This is a genomic window from Methylobacterium indicum (assembly GCF_001043895.1).
Classification (GTDB): Bacteria; Pseudomonadota; Alphaproteobacteria; order Rhizobiales; family Beijerinckiaceae; genus Methylobacterium; species Methylobacterium indicum.
Genome location: NZ_JTHF01000175.1, coordinates 1 through 17,430, shown reverse-complemented (window position 1 = coordinate 17,430; position 17,430 = coordinate 1). Strand labels below are relative to the sequence as shown.

The following is a 17,430-nucleotide window of genomic DNA, read 5'->3' as shown; positions in this document are numbered from 1 at the left end:
GACGAGGGGGCTTATAGCGAGGGCCTCCGGGGGCCGCAAGGCCGTTCGTGCGGCCCGGCCGAGTTTCTTGAAGCCGGCTCGCCGTTGGGAACTTGCGCCCGCCGGAGCGGCACTGCGACGAGATCACGAACGGGAGGCGCCCGAAACCCGGGACAGGAAGACCTTGCGCGATCTGGTCTCGCCCCCCATTCTCGCGCCTCACGAGAGATGGTCGACACCGGCGGGGTGGCGTGATGGCGGGCCGGGTGGCGACGTGAGCGAGGACGAGCAGGCCGGGATGCCGGAGCTGGCCGAGAGCCACTCCGCGGAGGCGCCGTCCCTGGCGCACCTGAAATCGGCGACGATCCGCAAGCCGGGCCTCGACGATCGCGGCAGCGTGTTCTTCGCCGCGATCGAGATGACCCGGATGCCGATGATCCTGACCGATCCCCGGCGGCCCGACAACCCGATCGTGTTCGCCAACCGGGCGTTCCAGGACCTCACGGGCTACACGGAGGCCGAGCTCGTCGGCCGCAACTGCCGCTTCCTGCAGGGGCCGGAGACGAGCCGCGAGACCGTGGCCGAGCTGCGCCAGGCGGTCGAGGAGCGCCGGGCGATCGCCACCGAGATCCTCAACTACAAGCGCGACGGCTCGCCGTTCTGGAACGGCATCTTCATCGGCCCGGTCTTCGACGAGGCCGGGGACATCGTCTATTTCTTCGCCTCGCAGCTCGACGTGACCCGGCGCCGGGTCTCGGAGCAGGCCTTCCGCCAGGCCCAGAAGATGGAGGCGATCGGCCAGCTCACCGCCGGCCTCGCCCACGACTTCAACAACCTGCTGCAGGTCGTCACCGGCAACCTGGAACTGGCCCGGGGCTCGGTCACGAGCGATCGGGCGCAGCGCCAGCTCGCCAACGCGGCCGGCGCGGCGGAGCGCGGCGCGAAGCTGACGAAGCAGCTCCTGTCCTTCGCCCGCAAGGCGCGGCTCGAGCCGCGCTCGCTCAACCTCAACGCCCTGGTGCTGGCCTTCGCGGAGGTCGCCGAGAGCACGCTCGGCCGCAACGTCTCGGTGCGCCTCGACCTGACGCCGCGGCTGCCGCCCGTCACCCTCGACCGCACCAACCTCGAGATGGCGCTCCTCAACGTGCTCATCAACGCCCGCGACGCGATGCCGGCGGGCGGCACGGTGACGATCTCGACGGCGCCCGTCCATCTCAATGGCAACGGGAAGGCCCGCAACCTGCCGCCCGGCGACTACGTGGCGCTCAGGGTCCGCGACGAAGGGGAGGGGATGCCGCCCGGGATCGCCGAGCGGGCGACCGAGCCGTTCTTCTCGACCAAGGGCCCGGGCAAGGGCACCGGGCTCGGCCTCGCGATGGCGCACGGCTTCGTGCAGCAATCCCGCGGCCGGCTGGAGATCGAGACCCGGCCGAAGACCGATGCGGCCGCGGGCGGCACCACCATCACGATGCTGTTTCCCGCCGGCCACGGCGCCTCGATCGAGGAGGAGCCCGCCGAGCAGAAGGCGGTGCTGCGGCGCGGCGACGAGACCGTGCTGGTGGTGGAGGACAGCGACGACGTGCGGGCGCTCGCCCGCGAATACCTGGAAAGCCTCGGCTACGGCGTGCTGACCGCCCGCGACGGCGAAGAGGGGCTCGATATCCTCGCGCGGGAGGAGCGCATCGACCTCCTGTTCTCCGACATCGTGATGCCGGGCAGCGTCAACGGCCTGATCCTGGCCGAGAAGGCCCAGAGCCTGCGGCCGGACCTGCCGGTGCTGCTCACCACCGGTTACAACGAGGATCTGGTGGCGCAGGGCCCGGCGACCCCGACCATGGACGTCCTCGGCAAGCCCTACCGCAAGGCGGAGCTCGCCGACCGCGTCCGGTCCGCCCTCGACCGCGGCGCGAAGCGGATGCCGGCCCCGGGCGAGCCGCATCACGGCTGAGGACCACGGCTGAGAATCTGGGCGAGGCCCCGGGCCCGGATCCCGGGGGGCGACCCCCTGGCTGTCGTCACCTCACTGACATGGGACATCCGCAAGAACGGCCGCGCTCATCCGCCCGAGGATTCCATGCCGCGTCGTTCCGTTCTCGCCGTCACGCTCCTGCTGTCGGTCGCCTCCGCCGCCCTGGCGCAGGCCCCCCAGGGCCAGAACCCACAAGGCCAGCCCGCCCCGACCTTCCCGGCGACGCTCGCCGGCCATGCGGTGCTGCCGGCCGACAGCGTCGCGCCGCTGCCGGCGGACGCGCCCCGGGATCTCGCCACGCCGGGCAAGTTCACCACCGGGCGCCGGGTCGAGGCGGTCGGCACGGTCGAGGCGCAGTCGATGGGGCGGACGACCACCATGAAGCTGCCCTTGCGCGGCCAGCCGCTGCAGGGCCATTCCGGCATCAAGCACATGCCGGACGGCACCTACTGGGTGCTGACCGACAACGGATTCGGCACCAAGGCGAACTCGCCCGACGCGATGCTCTACCTCAACCGGTACCGGATCGACTTCGCCAAGGGCGGCGTCGAGCGCGTGGAGACGATCTATCTGCGCGATCCCGACCGGAAGGTGCCGTTCCGCATCGCCAACGAGGCGACGGAGAGCCGCTACCTCACCGGCAGCGACTTCGATCCCGAGAGCTTCCAGTTCGTCGGCGACCGGATCTGGATCGGCGAGGAGTTCGGCCCGTTCCTGATCGAGGTCGACCGCAGCGGCAAGGTGCAGGCGGTGGTCGAGACCCTGGCCGCGGGCAAGCCGGTGCGCTCCCCCGACAACCCGGCGGTGACGACCCCGGCGATGCCGGGCGGTGCGGTCGCGTTCAACGCCCGCCGCTCCAAGGGCTTCGAGGGCATGGCGGCCTCGCCGGACGGCAGCCGGCTCTACGCGCTGCTGGAAGGTCCGCTCTGGGACGCCGACGCCAAGGCCTTCGAGACCCGCGACGGCAAGGAGGTGCTGCGCATCCTCGAATTCGACACCCGGGCGCGGGCGTGGACGGGCCGCTCCTGGTTCTATCCGCTGGAGGCGAACGGCCACGCGATCGGCGACTTCAACCTCATCGACGCGACCACCGGCCTCGTGATCGAGCGCGACGACGGCGAGGGTACTTCCGACAAGGCCTGCCCGGCCGGCCAGAAGGGGCCGGATTGCTTCTCGGCCCCGGCCGCGTTCAAGCGCGTCTTCAAGATCGAGATGACCGACGCCAACCAGGGCGGAGCCGTACGCAAGATCGGCTCGATCGACCTGATGCGCATCGCCGATCCCGCGGGCAAGGCCCGCAAGCCGCTGACCGACGGCGCGCTCGCCTTCCCGTTCTTGACGATCGAGAACGTCGACAAGGTGGACGACACCCACATCGTCGTCGGCAACGACAACAACCTGCCGTTCTCGGCGAGCCGCGACCCGCACCAGGTCGACGACAACGAGTTCGTGCTGCTGGAGGTGGGCGACTTCCTGAAGGCGAAGTAGGAACGCGGACCCGGGGCAGTCCCCTGCGACCGAATTTCCTCCCGCGGCGGCCGGATTTTCCCGCCCCGGGGTCTTGGCAGGCGGATTGCACGCCGCTATAGACCCGGCTCCACGTTTCCAAGTTCGAAAGGATTGGGCCGACCGGCTCGTCCTTGAGAGAGGCCCCCGGGCGACCGGGTGGCCAAAGTGGCCGGAAGGGCTCAGGGGGAAACCCCTCGCGCCCCGTCCGGCCATGTCCTGTCCGAGACTGCAGGCGCCGGCTCGCCGGCTTAATATCCGCCTGCACAGACGGGGAAGACCGAATTTCACCGCCCCAACGCCCATCCGGGCCGGCGGGGCGTCGGTTTGAACCATCTCACCCGAGGCGCGGGGCCGCGAGGTTCTTCGTATCGGGGGCAGGGCCGTGAAGCGTCGTTCAGGACGTCGCGGTCTTCTCGTGAAGGCCCCGGCTCATCCTGGGCGGCAACTGCAACCGGCGGAGCCCATCCGGGTTCCGCCAACCGGAGAGAGCCAAGGTGGACAGAGCAGCAAAAGCTGATCTCGTCTCGACGCTCAACGGGGTGTTCTCGAACACCTCCGTGGTCGTCGTGGCCCACTACAAGGGCCTCACGGTCGCCGACATGCAGAAGCTGCGCTCGCAGATGAAGCAGGCCGGCGCCACCGTGAAGGTCGCGAAGAACCGCCTCGCCAACATCGCTCTCGAAGGCACGGACGTCGCCTCCATCCAGCCCCTCCTGAAGGGCCCGACCCTGCTCGCCTATTCGAGCGATCCGGTCGCGGCCGCCAAGGTGGCGGTGGACTTCGCCAAGGCCAACGACAAGTTGGTGATCCTCGGCGGAGCCATGGGGACGACCGCCCTGAACCCGGACGGCGTGAAGGCCCTGGCCTCGCTGCCGTCCCTCGATGAGCTGCGCGCCAAGCTCGTGGGCCTTGTCCAGGCTCCCGCGACGAAGATCGCCCAGGTCGTCAACGCGCCGGCTGCCAAGCTCGCGCGCGTGTTCGGGGCCTATGCCAAGACCGGCGATGCCCAGGCCGACGAAGCGGCCTGACCGGCCGTTCGAGTCGAAACCGTTCAAACCGACAACATCAGGAAGTGAAAAATGGCTGATCTTGCCAAGCTCGTCGACGACCTGTCCTCGCTGACCGTTCTCGAGGCCGCCGAGCTCGCGAAGATGCTCGAGGAGAAGTGGGGCGTCTCGGCGGCTGCCGCCGTCGCCGTCGCCGCCGGCCCGGCCGGTGGCGCCGCTGCCGCCCCCGTCGAGGAGCAGACCGAGTTCACGGTCGTGCTCGCCGCCGCCGGCGACAAGAAGATCGAGGTCATCAAGGAGGTCCGCGCGATCACCGGTCTCGGCCTCAAGGAGGCCAAGGACCTGGTCGAGGGCGCTCCGAAGCCGGTCAAGGAGGGCGTGTCCAAGGACGACGCCGCCAAGCTCAAGGCCCAGCTCGAGAAGGCCGGCGCCAAGGTCGAGCTCAAGTAAGACGGTGGCGGGCCTTCCGGCCCGCCCCGCGCTCCGGACCCCGCCTCGGCGGGTCCGGGGCCACCAGCCCGCGGGCCTCGCGCTCGCGGGCTATGGTCGCTTCGGCGCACCCCCTCGGGATCCAGGGTAAGGATCCCCATATCGGTTTTCAGGGATGCGGGCGGCCGGTGCACGGGCGGTCCGCACGGTCACGGCAGGTTCGATGCAGATCCGATTCGGGCAGGTCCGATTCGGCCAGCGTCCCACCGGGGCCGTATAAGCGGTGGATGAGGAGCGAGGTCAACCCATGGCCAACACGCTGGTCGGTCGCAAGCGCATTCGCAAGTTCTTCGGCAAGATTCGGGAAGTCGCCGAGATGCCGAACCTCATCGAGGTCCAGAAGGCGTCATACGACCAGTTCCTGATGGTGGACGAGCCCGAGGGCGGGCGCGCCGACGAGGGCCTGCAATCGGTCTTCAAGTCCGTTTTCCCGATCTCCGACTTCTCCTCGACCGCGCTCCTCGAGTTCGTCAAGTACACGTTCGAGCAGCCGAAATACGACGTCGACGAGTGCCGCCAGCGCGGCATCACCTTCGCCGCGCCGCTGAAGGTGACGCTGCGGCTGATCGTGTTCGATGTCGATCCCGATACCGGCGCCAAGTCGGTCAAGGACATCAAGGAGCAGGACGTCTACATGGGCGACATGCCCCTGATGACGGAGAACGGCACCTTCATCGTCAACGGCACCGAGCGTGTCATCGTCTCGCAGATGCACCGCTCGCCGGGCGTGTTCTTCGACCACGACAAGGGCAAGACCCACTCCTCGGGCAAGCTCCTGTTCGCCGCGCGCATCATCCCGTATCGCGGCTCCTGGCTCGACGTCGAGTTCGACGCCAAGGACATCGTGCACGCGCGCATCGACCGCAAGCGCAAGATCCCCGTCACCTCGCTGCTCTTCGCGCTCGGCCTCGACGGCGAGGAGATCCTCTCGACCTTCTACAACCGCGTCGCCTATGTGCGCGACGGGCATGACTGGCGCGTGCCCTACGACGCCGAGCGGCTGAAGGGCTTCAAGGCCACCACCGACCTCATCGATGCCGAGTCGGGCGAGGTGGTGCTCGAGGCCGGCAAGAAGCTGACGGCGCGCGCCGCCCGCCAGATCGCCGAGAAGGGCGTGAAGGCCCTGCGTGCCACCGATGAGGACCTGATCGGCCAGTACATCGCCGAGGACATGGTCAACTACAAGACCGGCGAGATCTACGCCGAGGCCGGCGACGAGATCAGCGAGAAGGTCCTCAAGGGCCTGACCGACGTCGGCATCGAGGAGATCCCGGTCCTCGACATCGACCACGTCAACATCGGTCCCTACATCCGCAACACGCTCGCGGTCGACAAGAACTCGGCCCGCGAGGGCGCGCTGTTCGACATCTACCGGGTGATGCGCCCGGGCGAGCCGCCGACCCTCGAGACCGCCGAGGCGATGTTCCACTCGCTGTTCTTCGACGCGGAGCGCTACGACCTCTCGGCCGTCGGCCGCGTCAAGATGAACATGCGCCTCGACCTCGACGCCGCCGACACCGTGCGGACGCTGCGGCGCGAGGACATGCTGGCGGTGGTCAAGGCGCTGGTGGATCTCCGCGACGGCAAGGGCGAGATCGACGACATCGACCACCTCGGCAACCGCCGGGTGCGCTCGGTCGGCGAGCTGATGGAGAACCAGTACCGCCTGGGCCTCCTGCGCATGGAGCGCGCCATCAAGGAGCGGATGTCGTCGGTCGACATCGACACCGTGATGCCGCAGGACCTGATCAACGCGAAGCCCGCGGCGGCCGCGGTGCGCGAGTTCTTCGGCTCGTCGCAGCTGTCGCAGTTCATGGACCAGACCAACCCGCTCTCCGAGGTGACGCACAAGCGCCGCCTCTCGGCGCTCGGCCCGGGCGGTCTGACCCGCGAGCGCGCCGGCTTCGAGGTGCGCGACGTGCACCCGACCCATTACGGCCGGATCTGCCCGATCGAGACGCCGGAAGGCCCGAATATCGGCCTGATCAACTCGCTCGCCACCTTCGCCCGGGTGAACAAGTACGGCTTCATCGAGACCCCGTTCCGCCGCGTGCGCGACGGCGTGGTCACCGACGAGGTCGCCTACCTGTCCGCCATGGAGGAGGCGAAGTACCACGTCGCCCAGGCCAATGCGCAGATGGACGAGAACCGCAAGCTCACGGAAGACCTCGTGGTCTGCCGCCGGGCGGGCGAGGTCATCGTCGTCGGCCCCGAGCGCGTCGACCTGATGGACGTCTCGCCGAAGCAGCTCGTGTCGGTCGCCGCGGCGCTGATCCCGTTCCTCGAGAACGACGACGCCAACCGCGCGCTGATGGGCTCGAACATGCAGCGCCAGGCGGTGCCGCTGGTTCGCGCCGACGCCCCCTTCGTCGGCACCGGCATGGAAGCCGTGGTGGCGCGCGATTCGGGCGCCGCCATCGGCGCTCGGCGCGCGGGCATCATCGACCAGGTCGATGCGACCCGCATCGTCATCCGCGCCACCGACGAGGCCGACGCCTCGAAGCCCGGCGTCGACATCTACCGCCTGCAGAAGTTCCAGCGCTCGAACCAGTCGACCTGCATCACCCAGAAGCCGCTCGTGCGCGTCGGCGACGTGGTGAAGAAGGGCGACATCATCGCCGACGGTCCCTCGACCGAGTTCGGCGAGCTGGCGCTCGGCCGGAACGTGCTCGTCGCGTTCATGCCGTGGAACGGCTACAACTTCGAGGACTCGATCCTGCTCTCCGAGCGGATCGTGAAGGATGACGTGTTCACCTCGATCCACATCGAGGAATTCGAGGTGATGGCCCGCGACACCAAGCTCGGGCCGGAGGAAATCACCCGCGACATCCCGAACGTCTCGGAGGAGGCGCTCAAGAACCTCGACGAGGCCGGCATCGTCTATATCGGCGCCGAGGTCCACGCGGGCGACATCCTGGTCGGCAAGATCACCCCGAAGGGCGAAAGCCCGATGACGCCGGAGGAGAAGCTCCTCCGCGCCATCTTCGGCGAGAAGGCCTCGGACGTGCGCGACACCTCGCTGCGGGTGCCGCCGGGCGTCACCGGCACGATCGTCGAGGTCCGGGTGTTCAACCGCCACGGCGTCGACAAGGACGAGCGCGCCCAGGCCATCGAGCGCGAGGAGATCGAGCGTCTCGCCAAGGACCGCGACGACGAGCAGGCGATCCTCGACCGCAACACCTATGCGCGTCTCGGAGACCTGCTGGTCGGCCAGTCGCCGGTGGCGGGCCCGAAGGGCTTCAAGAAGGAGACCCTCCTGACCCGCGAGCTGCTGACCGAGTATCCCCGGTCGCAGTGGTGGCAGTTCGCCGTCGTCGAAGACCGTCTCATGACCGAGATGGAGGCGATGCAGAAGCAGTACGACGAGTCGAAGAAGCGCCTCGAGCAGCGCTTCCTCGACAAGGTCGAGAAGCTGCAGCGCGGCGACGAGCTGCCCCCGGGCGTCATGAAGATGGTCAAGGTCTTCGTGGCGGTGAAGCGCAAGATCCAGCCCGGCGACAAGATGGCGGGCCGGCACGGCAACAAGGGCGTGGTCTCGCGCATCGTGCCGATCGAGGACATGCCGTTCCTGGAGGACGGCACCCACGCCGACATCGTGCTCAACCCGCTCGGCGTGCCGAGCCGGATGAATGTCGGCCAGATCCTCGAGACGCATCTGGGCTGGGCCGCCGCGGGTCTCGGCCGGCAGGTCTCGCAGGCCGTGGACGCGTATCTGCGCACCCACGACATCGAGCCCCTGCGCGAGCGGATGAAGGCGATCTACAGCGAGTCCGAGCTGGCCGGCCTGACCGACCAGGATCTCGCCGAGGTCGGCAACAACCTGCGCCGCGGCGTCCCGATGGCCACCCCGGTGTTCAACGGCGCCAAGGAAGCCGACATCGAGACGATGCTGGAGATGGCCGGCCTCGACCGGTCGGGCCAGTCGACGCTCTACGACGGGCGCACCGGCGAGCCCTTCGACCGCAAGGTCACGGTCGGCTACATCTACATGCTGAAGCTGCACCACCTGGTGGACGACAAGATCCACGCGCGCTCGATCGGTCCGTACTCGCTCGTCACTCAGCAGCCGCTGGGCGGCAAGGCGCAGTTCGGCGGCCAGCGCTTCGGCGAGATGGAGGTGTGGGCCCTCGAAGCCTACGGCGCCGCCTACACGCTGCAGGAGATGCTGACGGTGAAGTCCGACGACGTCGCCGGCCGCACCAAGGTCTACGAGGCCATCGTGCGCGGCGACGACACCTTCGAGGCGGGCATCCCCGAGAGCTTCAACGTGCTGGTGAAGGAGATGCGGTCGCTCGGCCTCAACGTCGAGCTCCTGTCCTCCAAGCGCGCGGCGAACGACCAGCTCGAGGCGCCCCCGGAGGCGGCCGAGTAGGCCTGCCCCGACACGACCGACTGAAGACGGCGGCGGGGTCCTCCCAACGAGGGCCCCGGCCGCCGAAGCCCGTTTCCCTCAGACGGCGGCCCAAATTCCCAGGCCCTTCGCCCGGCCCTTCGCGGCGCCCCGTCAGCCAAGGAGCAGATCATGAACCAAGAGGTCATGAATCTTTTCAACCAGCAGGCTCAGCCTCAGAGCTTCGACCAGATCAAGATCTCGATCTCGTCGCCTGAGAAGATCCTGTCCTGGTCCTACGGCGAGATCAAGAAGCCCGAGACCATCAACTATCGCACGTTCAAGCCCGAGCGTGACGGCCTGTTCTGCGCCCGGATCTTCGGGCCGATCAAGGACTACGAGTGCTTGTGCGGCAAGTACAAGCGCATGAAGTACAAGGGCGTGATCTGCGAGAAGTGCGGCGTCGAGGTGACTCTCGCGCGCGTCCGTCGCGACCGCATGGGCCATATCGAGCTCGCCGCCCCCGTCGCCCATATCTGGTTCCTGAAGTCGCTGCCGAGCCGCATCGGCCTGCTTCTCGACATGGCGCTCAAGGACCTCGAGCGCATCCTGTACTTCGAGTCCTACGTCACCATCGAGCCGGGCCTCACCCCCCTGAAGGAGCGTCAGCTCCTCTCGGAGGAGGAGTACCTGCGTGCGCAGGAGGAGTACGGCGAGGACTCGTTCACCGCCATGATCGGCGCGGAGGCGATCCGGCGCATCCTGCAGGAGCTCGACCTCGACAAGATCGCGGCCGACCTGCGCGAGGAGATCGCCACCACCACCTCCGAGCTGAAGCCCAAGAAGCTCTTGAAGCGCCTCAAGATTATCGAGGCGTTCCAGATGTCGGGCAACCGGCCGGAATGGATGATCCTGACGGTCGTGCCGGTGATCCCGCCGGACCTGCGCCCGCTCGTGCCGCTCGACGGCGGCCGCTTCGCGACTTCGGACCTCAACGACCTCTACCGCCGCGTCATCAACCGCAACAACCGCCTCAAGCGGCTGATCGAGCTGCGCGCGCCGGACATCATCATCCGCAACGAGAAGCGGATGCTGCAGGAGGCGGTCGACGCGCTGTTCGACAACGGGCGGCGCGGCCGCGTCATCACGGGCGCCAACAAGCGCCCGCTGAAGTCGCTCGCCGACATGCTGAAGGGCAAGCAGGGCCGATTCCGCCAGAACCTGCTCGGCAAGCGCGTCGACTATTCCGGCCGGTCGGTCATCGTGGTCGGCCCGGAGCTGAAGCTGCACCAGTGCGGGCTGCCCAAGAAGATGGCGCTCGAGCTGTTCAAGCCGTTCATCTACGCGCGCCTCGACGCCAAGGGTTTCTCGGCCACGGTGAAGCAGGCCAAGAAGCTCGTCGAGAAGGAGAAGCCGGAGGTCTGGGACATCCTGGACGAGGTGATCCGCGAGCATCCCGTGATGCTGAACCGGGCGCCGACGCTGCACCGGCTCGGCATCCAGGCCTTCGAGCCGAAGCTGATCGAGGGCAAGGCGATCCAGCTGCACCCGCTGGTCTGCGCCGCGTTCAACGCCGACTTCGACGGCGACCAGATGGCCGTGCACGTCCCGCTGTCGCTCGAGGCGCAGCTGGAAGCGCGCGTCCTGATGATGTCGACGAACAACATCCTGCACCCGGCCAACGGCGCGCCGATCATCGTGCCGTCGCAGGACATCGTGCTCGGCCTGTACTACCTGTCGATCGTCGCCGACGGGTCGCCGGGTGAGCACAAGCCGAACGATCCGAAGAACCCGATGCGGGGCGTGTTCGGCGATTTCGGCGAGCTCGAGCACGCGCTCGCGGCCCGCACTGTGACGCTGCACACCAAGATCAAGTGGCGCTGGAAGGGTCTGGATTCCGAGGGCAACGAGGTCTCGCGGATCTACGACACCACCCCGGGCCGGGTGATCCTGTCGAGCGTGCTGCCGCGCCACAAGCGCGTCCCCTTCGACGTCGTCAACAAGCTGATGACGAAGAAGGAGATCTCGGCGATGATCGACACCGTCTACCGCCATTGCGGTCAGAAGGAGTCGGTGATCTTCTGCGACCGGATCATGGGTCTCGGCTTCATCCACGCCTTCCGGGCCGGCATTTCGTTCGGCAAGGACGACATGGTGGTGCCGGACAACAAGTGGTCGATCGTCGACGAGACCCGCACGCTCGTGAAGGATTACGAGCAGCAGTACCAGGACGGCCTGATCACCCAGGGCGAGAAGTACAACAAGGTCGTGGACGCCTGGGCCAAGTGCTCCGACCGTCTCGCCGGCGAGATGATGAACCGCATCTCGTCCGTGCAGAAGGACGAGCACGGCGCCGACAAGCAGGTCAACTCGATCTACATGATGAGCCACTCGGGCGCCCGTGGCTCGCCGGCGCAGATGAAGCAGCTCGCGGCGATGCGCGGTCTGATGGCCAAGCCCTCGGGCGAGATCATCGAGACCCCGATTATCTCGAACTTCAAGGAAGGCCTCGACGTTCTCGAGTACTTCAACTCGACGCACGGCGCCCGCAAGGGTCTGGCCGACACCGCGCTCAAGACCGCCAACTCCGGCTACCTGACCCGCCGCCTCGTCGACGTGGCGCAGGACGCGGTGATCCGCGAGGTGGATTGCGGCACCGAGAGCGGCATCCGGATGCGCGCGATCATCGATGCCGGCCAGGTCGTGGCCTCGCTGGCGACCCGCATCCTCGGCCGCGCCACGGCCGAGGACCTGGTCGCCAACGACGGCTCGATCATCGTCGCCAAGGGTGAGACGATCGAGGAGAAGCACCTCGAGCCGATCACCAAGGCCGGCATCCAGGAGGTGAAGATCCGATCGGTCCTGGTCTGCGCGACCCGGAACGGCGTCTGCGCCACCTGCTACGGGCGCGACCTCGCCCGCGGCACGCCCGTCAACATGGGCGAGGCCGTCGGCGTCATCGCGGCGCAGTCGATCGGCGAGCCGGGCACCCAGCTGACGATGCGGACCTTCCACATCGGCGGCGCGGCCCAGATCGCCGACTCGTCCTTCATCGAGTCGAGCTTCGAGGGCACGGTGCGGATCCGCAACCGCGGTCTCGCCCGCAACTCGGACGGCGACCTCGTCGCGATCGGTCGCAACGTCGCGGTCGTGATCGTCGGGCCGGACGGCACCGAGCGGGCGGTCCACCGCCTGCAATACGGCGCCCGCGTCCGTGTCGACGAGGGCGACGCGATCAAGCGCGGCCAGCGCATCGCCGAGTGGGATCCCTACACCCGGCCGATCCTGACCGAGATCGACGGCATCGTGGCCTACGAGGACCTGATCGACGGGCAGTCGATTACCGAGACGACCGACGAGTCGACCGGCATCGCCAAGCGCGTCGTCATCGACTGGCGCGGTTCGGCGCGGACGGCGGACCTGCGTCCGGCGATCGCGGTCCACGACCAGAACGGCCGCGTGCAGAAGCTGCCGCGCGGCTCGGATGCCCGCTCGATCCTGCCGGTCGAGGCGATCATCGGCGTCGATCCGGGCACCCGGGTCAAGGCCGGCGACATCCTCGCCCGCGTCTCGACCGACAGCGCCAAGACCCGCGACATCACCGGCGGTCTGCCGCGGGTGGCGGAGCTGTTCGAGGCCCGTCGTCCGAAGGATGCGGCGATCATCGCCGAGAAGTCCGGCACGATCTCGTTCGGGCGCGACTACAAGAACAAGCGCCGCCTGAGCCTGACCCCGCATGACGGCTCGGAGCCGGTGGAGTACCTGATCCCGAAGGGCAAGCACATCCACCTGCAGGACGGCGACGTGGTCGAGCTCGGCGACTTCATCGTCGACGGCAACCCGGCGCCGCACGACATCCTGGCGATCAAGGGCGTCGAGGAGCTCGCCGCCTACCTCGTCAACGAGATTCAGGAGGTCTACCGGCTGCAGGGCGTGTCGATCAACGACAAGCACATCGAGGTCATCGTCCGGCAGATGCTGCAGAAGGTGGAGATCACCGACGGCGGCGATTCCGAGATCCTGACGGGCGACCAGATTGACCGGATGGAGCTGGCCGAGTTCAACGAGAAGCTGCTCGCCGAGGGCAAGAAGCCGATCCAGGGCGTCCCGGTCCTGCTCGGCATCACCAAGGCGTCGCTGCAGACCCGCTCGTTCATCTCGGCGGCCTCGTTCCAGGAGACCACCCGCGTCCTCACCGAGGCGGCGGTCAACGGCAAGGTCGACAACCTCGAGGGCCTGAAGGAGAACGTCATCGTCGGCTCGCTGATCCCGGCGGGCACCGGGGCGATGATCGCCGACATCAAGTCGATCGCGCGCCGCCGCGACGGCCTGATCATGGCCCAGAAGTCGGCCGAGAGCGGCGCGGCGGTCGCCGAGCAGCTCCCGGCGGCCGAGTAGGGCAGGGCGCTTTCCGGCGGCGGGCCTCGTCGTCCGCCGCACCTCCAGACGAAGGCCGGCGCCCTACCCGGGGCGCCGGCCTTTTCGCGTAAGCAGCCAAGCTTTAAGAGAAAGTTTCTGCTTGACGCCCCGGCTACCAGCCCGTAATAGGCCCTCCTACTGAACGGCTGGCCGTAGGCGACAGCTGATCGACGTGCCCATCGTGCCTCGATCCAAGTCTCCTAAACGCGACCGAACTTCAAGCGACTGACACGTGTCAGACCGGCATGATCGCTGGGGCCTGTCCCCTGGTGGTCCTCTGCTCGCATGGCGCGCCAAAGGCTGGTTTCAGCCTGGGGCGCGATTTGCGTTGCGCTCCATCCCGGGGCGACGGTCGTTCAGACGAGATTTGAGAAACGACGGTCGCCAGGACGGCGACGCGTTGCGAGAGGAATGGCATGCCGACGATCAACCAGCTGATCGCCAATCCGCGGAAGGCGCAGAAGGCCCGCAACAAGGTGCCGGCTCTCGATGCCTGCCCGCAGAAGCGTGGCGTCTGCACCCGCGTCTACACCACGACCCCGAAGAAGCCGAACTCGGCGCTGCGTAAGGTCGCCAAGGTTCGCCTGACCAACGGCTTCGAGGTCATCGGCTACATCCCGGGCGAGGGTCACAACCTTCAGGAGCACTCCGTGGTGATGATCCGCGGCGGCCGCGTGAAGGATCTTCCGGGCGTGCGCTACCACATCCTGCGCGGCGTGCTCGACACCCAGGGCGTCAAGAACCGTAAGCAGCGTCGCTCGAAGTACGGCGCCAAGCGTCCGAAGTAAGACGCGGACCCGGTACCCAATATCGCCTGTCCCGCAAGGATGTCGCCGGCCCGAGAGGCTCCAGGCGGCCTGCGTTGGGGCACAACAGTTGATTTTTAGAAGTTAGACGGAGCGAGCGATGTCCCGCCGCCACAGCGCCGAGAAGCGCGAGATCATCCCCGACGCCAAGTACGGCGACGTCGTCCTCACCAAGTTCATGAACTCGGTGATGTATGAGGGCAAGAAGTCGGTCGCCGAGACCATCGTGTACGGCGCGTTCGACATCATCGAGGCCCGCGCGAAGGCGAACCCGATCGAGGTGTTCCGCGCCGCCCTCGACAACGTCGCCCCGGCGATCGAGGTCCGCTCCCGCCGCGTCGGCGGCGCGACCTACCAGGTCCCGGTCGAGGTCCGCACCGAGCGCCGTCAGGCGCTGGCGATCCGCTGGCTGATCCAGGCCGCCCGCTCGCGCAACGACCGCACCATGGTCGAGCGCCTGTCGGCCGAGCTGCTCGACGCCGCCAACAACCGCGGCAACGCCGTGAAGAAGCGCGAGGACACCCACCGGATGGCCGAGGCCAACCGCGCGTTCTCGCACTACCGCTGGTAAACGCTGCTTCGCCGCCGCCCTCTTGGTGCGGCGGCCCCTACCTTCAGGAGCCCCCCGATGCCCCGCACGCACGCGATCGAGGACTACCGCAACTTCGGCATCATGGCCCACATCGATGCCGGCAAGACCACGACGACCGAGCGGATCCTCTACTACACCGGCAAGTCCCATAAGATCGGCGAGGTCCATGAGGGCGCCGCCACCATGGACTGGATGGAGCAGGAGCAGGAGCGTGGCATCACGATCACCTCGGCTGCGACCACCTGCTTCTGGCGCGACAAGCGCCTGAACATCATCGACACCCCCGGGCACGTCGACTTCACCATCGAGGTGGAGCGGTCGCTGCGCGTGCTCGACGGCGCGGTCTGCGTGCTCGACGGCAACCAGGGCGTCGAGCCCCAGACCGAGACGGTGTGGCGCCAGGCGGACAAGTACGACGTGCCGCGCGTCGTGTTCGTCAACAAGATGGACAAGATCGGCGCCGACTTCTTCAAGTGCGTCGCCGACATCATCGACCGCGTGGCCGGCAAGCCGGTCTGCCTGCAGCTGCCGATCGGCGCCGAGAGCTCCTTCAAGGGCGTGATCGACCTGATCAAGATGAAGGCGATCGTGTGGTCGGGTGAGGCGCTGGGCGCCAATTACGCCGAGGAAGAGATCCCGGCCGACCTCGCCGACCAGGCTGCGGAGTACCGCACCAAGCTCGTCGAGGCCTGCGTCGAGATGGACGACGACGCGATGGCGGCCTACCTCGACGGCGTCGAGCCCGACCAGGACACCATGCGCAAGCTGGTGCGCACGGCCGTGCAGCGCCGTGCCTTCCACCCCGTGCTGTGCGGCTCGGCGTTCAAGAACAAGGGCGTGCAGCCCCTGCTCGACGCGGTCGTCGACTTCCTGCCGTCTCCCGCCGATCGCGGCGAGATCAAGGGCATCGACTTCAAGACCGAGGAAGAGGTCGTTCGGCGTCCCCTCGACTCCGATCCCTTCTCCATGCTCGCCTTCAAGATCATGGACGACCCCCACGTCGGCACGATCACCTTCTGCCGCGTGTATTCGGGCAAGATCGATTCGGGCGCGAACGTCATCAACTCGACCCGCGACAAGAAGGAGCGGGTCGGCCGCATGCTCCTGATGCACGCGAACAACCGCGAGGACATCAAGGAGGCGTTCGCCGGTGACATCGTGGCGCTCGCGGGTCTCAAGGACACCCGCACCGGCGACACGCTGTGCGACCCCACCAAGGCCGTGATCCTCGAGAAGATGGAGTTCCCGGAGCCGGTCATCGAGATCGCCGTCGAGCCCAAGTCCAAGGCGGACCAGGAGAAGCTCGGCATCGCGCTCTCGAAGCTCGCCGCCGAGGATCCGTCCTTCCGGGTCTCGACGGACCAGGAGTCGGGCCAGACCATCCTGAAGGGGATGGGCGAGCTCCACCTCGACATCAAGGTCGACATCCTGAAGCGCACCTACAAGGTCGAAGCCAATATCGGCCAGCCGCAGGTCGCGTACCGGGAGAAGCTGACCAAGCGCACCGAGATCGACTACACCCACAAGAAGCAGACCGGTGGTACCGGCCAGTTCGCGCGGGTGAAGTTCGTGGTCGAGCCGAACGAGCCGGGCGCCGGCTACGCGTTCGAGTCGAAGATCGTCGGCGGCTCGGTGCCCAAGGAGTACATCCCGGGCGTCGAGAAGGGCCTCAACAGCGTGCTGACCGCCGGTATCCTGGCGGGCTTCCCGGTGGTCGACATCAAGGTGGAGCTGATCGACGGCGCCTACCACGAGGTCGATTCCTCGGCGCTGGCCTTCGAGATCGCGTCGCGGGCGGCACTCCGCGAGGCGCTCCAGAAGGGTGGCTCGGTCCTGCTCGAGCCGGTGATGAAGGTCGAGGTCGTGACCCCGGAGGACTATACCGGTTCGGTCATCGGCGACCTGAACTCCCGGCGCGGTCAGATCCAGGGTCAGGACATGCGCGGCAACGCCAACGTCATCAACGCGATGGTGCCGCTCGCCAACATGTTCGGCTACGTGAACCAGCTGCGCTCCTTCACCCAGGGCCGCGCGAACTTCACGATGCAGTTCGACCACTACGAAGAGGTCCCGCGCGGCGAGGCCGAGAAGGTGGTTGCCAAGTACGCCTAAGGCGAACCGACGCTTGATGAGATGGCCCGGGCTCGGGCCGCCTCTCAGCTTCCGGTGCCCGCCATGGCGGGCACCGATCCAGACTATTTCGCTTGCATTCGATCGACGGAGTATTGGCGATGGCCAAGGAAAAGTTTTCGCGGACGAAGCCGCACTGCAACATCGGCACCATCGGTCACGTTGACCATGGCAAGACCTCGCTGACCGCGGCGATCACC

General features: G+C 67.6%; 10 protein-coding genes. All 10 read left to right on the top strand.

The genetic code is table 11. From position 1 onward, the window contains the following. The first annotated feature begins 253 nt into the window (after positions 1 to 253). Complete coding sequence (locus tag QR78_RS20420) at positions 254 to 1,927, top strand: histidine kinase famiy protein (protein ID WP_244276409.1); 1,674 nt, start codon at positions 254 to 256, stop codon at positions 1,925 to 1,927. Positions 1,928 to 2,053: 126 nt separating this feature from the next. Further along, positions 2,054 to 3,436 carry an esterase-like activity of phytase family protein gene (locus tag QR78_RS20415; RefSeq protein WP_048429413.1) on the top strand — a complete coding sequence of 461 codons (1,383 nt, stop codon included), beginning with the start codon at positions 2,054 to 2,056 and terminating at the stop codon, positions 3,434 to 3,436. 515 nt (positions 3,437 to 3,951) lie between these two features. Then, complete coding sequence (gene rplJ / locus QR78_RS20410) at positions 3,952 to 4,485, top strand: 50S ribosomal protein L10 (protein WP_048429412.1); 534 nt, start codon at positions 3,952 to 3,954, stop codon at positions 4,483 to 4,485. Between the two features lie 51 nt (positions 4,486 to 4,536). Further along, entirely contained in the window at positions 4,537 to 4,914 is a 378-nt protein-coding gene (gene rplL / locus QR78_RS20405) for a 50S ribosomal protein L7/L12 (RefSeq protein WP_048429411.1), read from the top strand. A gap of 286 nt (positions 4,915 to 5,200) precedes the next feature. Next, on the top strand, positions 5,201 to 9,325 hold the full coding sequence (gene rpoB, locus QR78_RS20400) for a DNA-directed RNA polymerase subunit beta (protein ID WP_048429410.1): 4,125 nt from the start codon (positions 5,201 to 5,203) through the stop codon (positions 9,323 to 9,325). A 150-nt stretch (positions 9,326 to 9,475) separates the two neighbouring features. Then, positions 9,476 to 13,681 (top strand): DNA-directed RNA polymerase subunit beta', encoded by a 4,206-nt coding sequence (gene rpoC, locus QR78_RS20395; RefSeq protein ID WP_048429409.1) that lies wholly within the window; start codon positions 9,476 to 9,478, stop codon positions 13,679 to 13,681. 437 nt (positions 13,682 to 14,118) lie between these two features. Beyond that, positions 14,119 to 14,490: a 30S ribosomal protein S12 gene (rpsL, locus tag QR78_RS20390; RefSeq protein ID WP_048429408.1), complete on the top strand. Its 372-nt coding sequence runs from the start codon at positions 14,119 to 14,121 to the stop codon at positions 14,488 to 14,490. Positions 14,491 to 14,608: 118 nt separating this feature from the next. Then, on the top strand, positions 14,609 to 15,079 hold the full coding sequence (gene rpsG / locus QR78_RS20385) for a 30S ribosomal protein S7 (RefSeq protein WP_048429407.1): 471 nt from the start codon (positions 14,609 to 14,611) through the stop codon (positions 15,077 to 15,079). 57 nt (positions 15,080 to 15,136) lie between these two features. Further along, the gene (gene fusA / locus QR78_RS20380; RefSeq protein WP_048429406.1) at positions 15,137 to 17,212 is read left to right on the top strand and encodes an elongation factor G; all 2,076 of its coding nucleotides are present in this window, start codon (positions 15,137 to 15,139) and stop codon (positions 17,210 to 17,212) included. 119 nt (positions 17,213 to 17,331) lie between these two features. Next, a partial coding sequence (locus tag QR78_RS34265) for a GTP-binding protein (RefSeq protein WP_141657718.1) occupies positions 17,332 to 17,430 on the top strand: 99 nt, incomplete at its 3' end.

What these genes read in the sequence shown, in the direction of transcription:
- fusA (WP_048429406.1), top strand. Translation starts at nt 15,137, where the DNA reads ATGCCCCGCACGCACGCGATCGAGGACTACCGCAACTTCGGCATCATG.
- rplL (WP_048429411.1), top strand. Translation starts at nt 4,537, where the DNA reads ATGGCTGATCTTGCCAAGCTCGTCGACGACCTGTCCTCGCTGACCGTT.
- rpsL (WP_048429408.1), top strand. Translation starts at nt 14,119, where the DNA reads ATGCCGACGATCAACCAGCTGATCGCCAATCCGCGGAAGGCGCAGAAG.
- rpsG (WP_048429407.1), top strand. Translation starts at nt 14,609, where the DNA reads ATGTCCCGCCGCCACAGCGCCGAGAAGCGCGAGATCATCCCCGACGCC.
- rpoC (WP_048429409.1), top strand. Translation starts at nt 9,476, where the DNA reads ATGAACCAAGAGGTCATGAATCTTTTCAACCAGCAGGCTCAGCCTCAG.
- QR78_RS20415 (WP_048429413.1), top strand. Translation starts at nt 2,054, where the DNA reads ATGCCGCGTCGTTCCGTTCTCGCCGTCACGCTCCTGCTGTCGGTCGCC.
- rpoB (WP_048429410.1), top strand. Translation starts at nt 5,201, where the DNA reads ATGGCCAACACGCTGGTCGGTCGCAAGCGCATTCGCAAGTTCTTCGGC.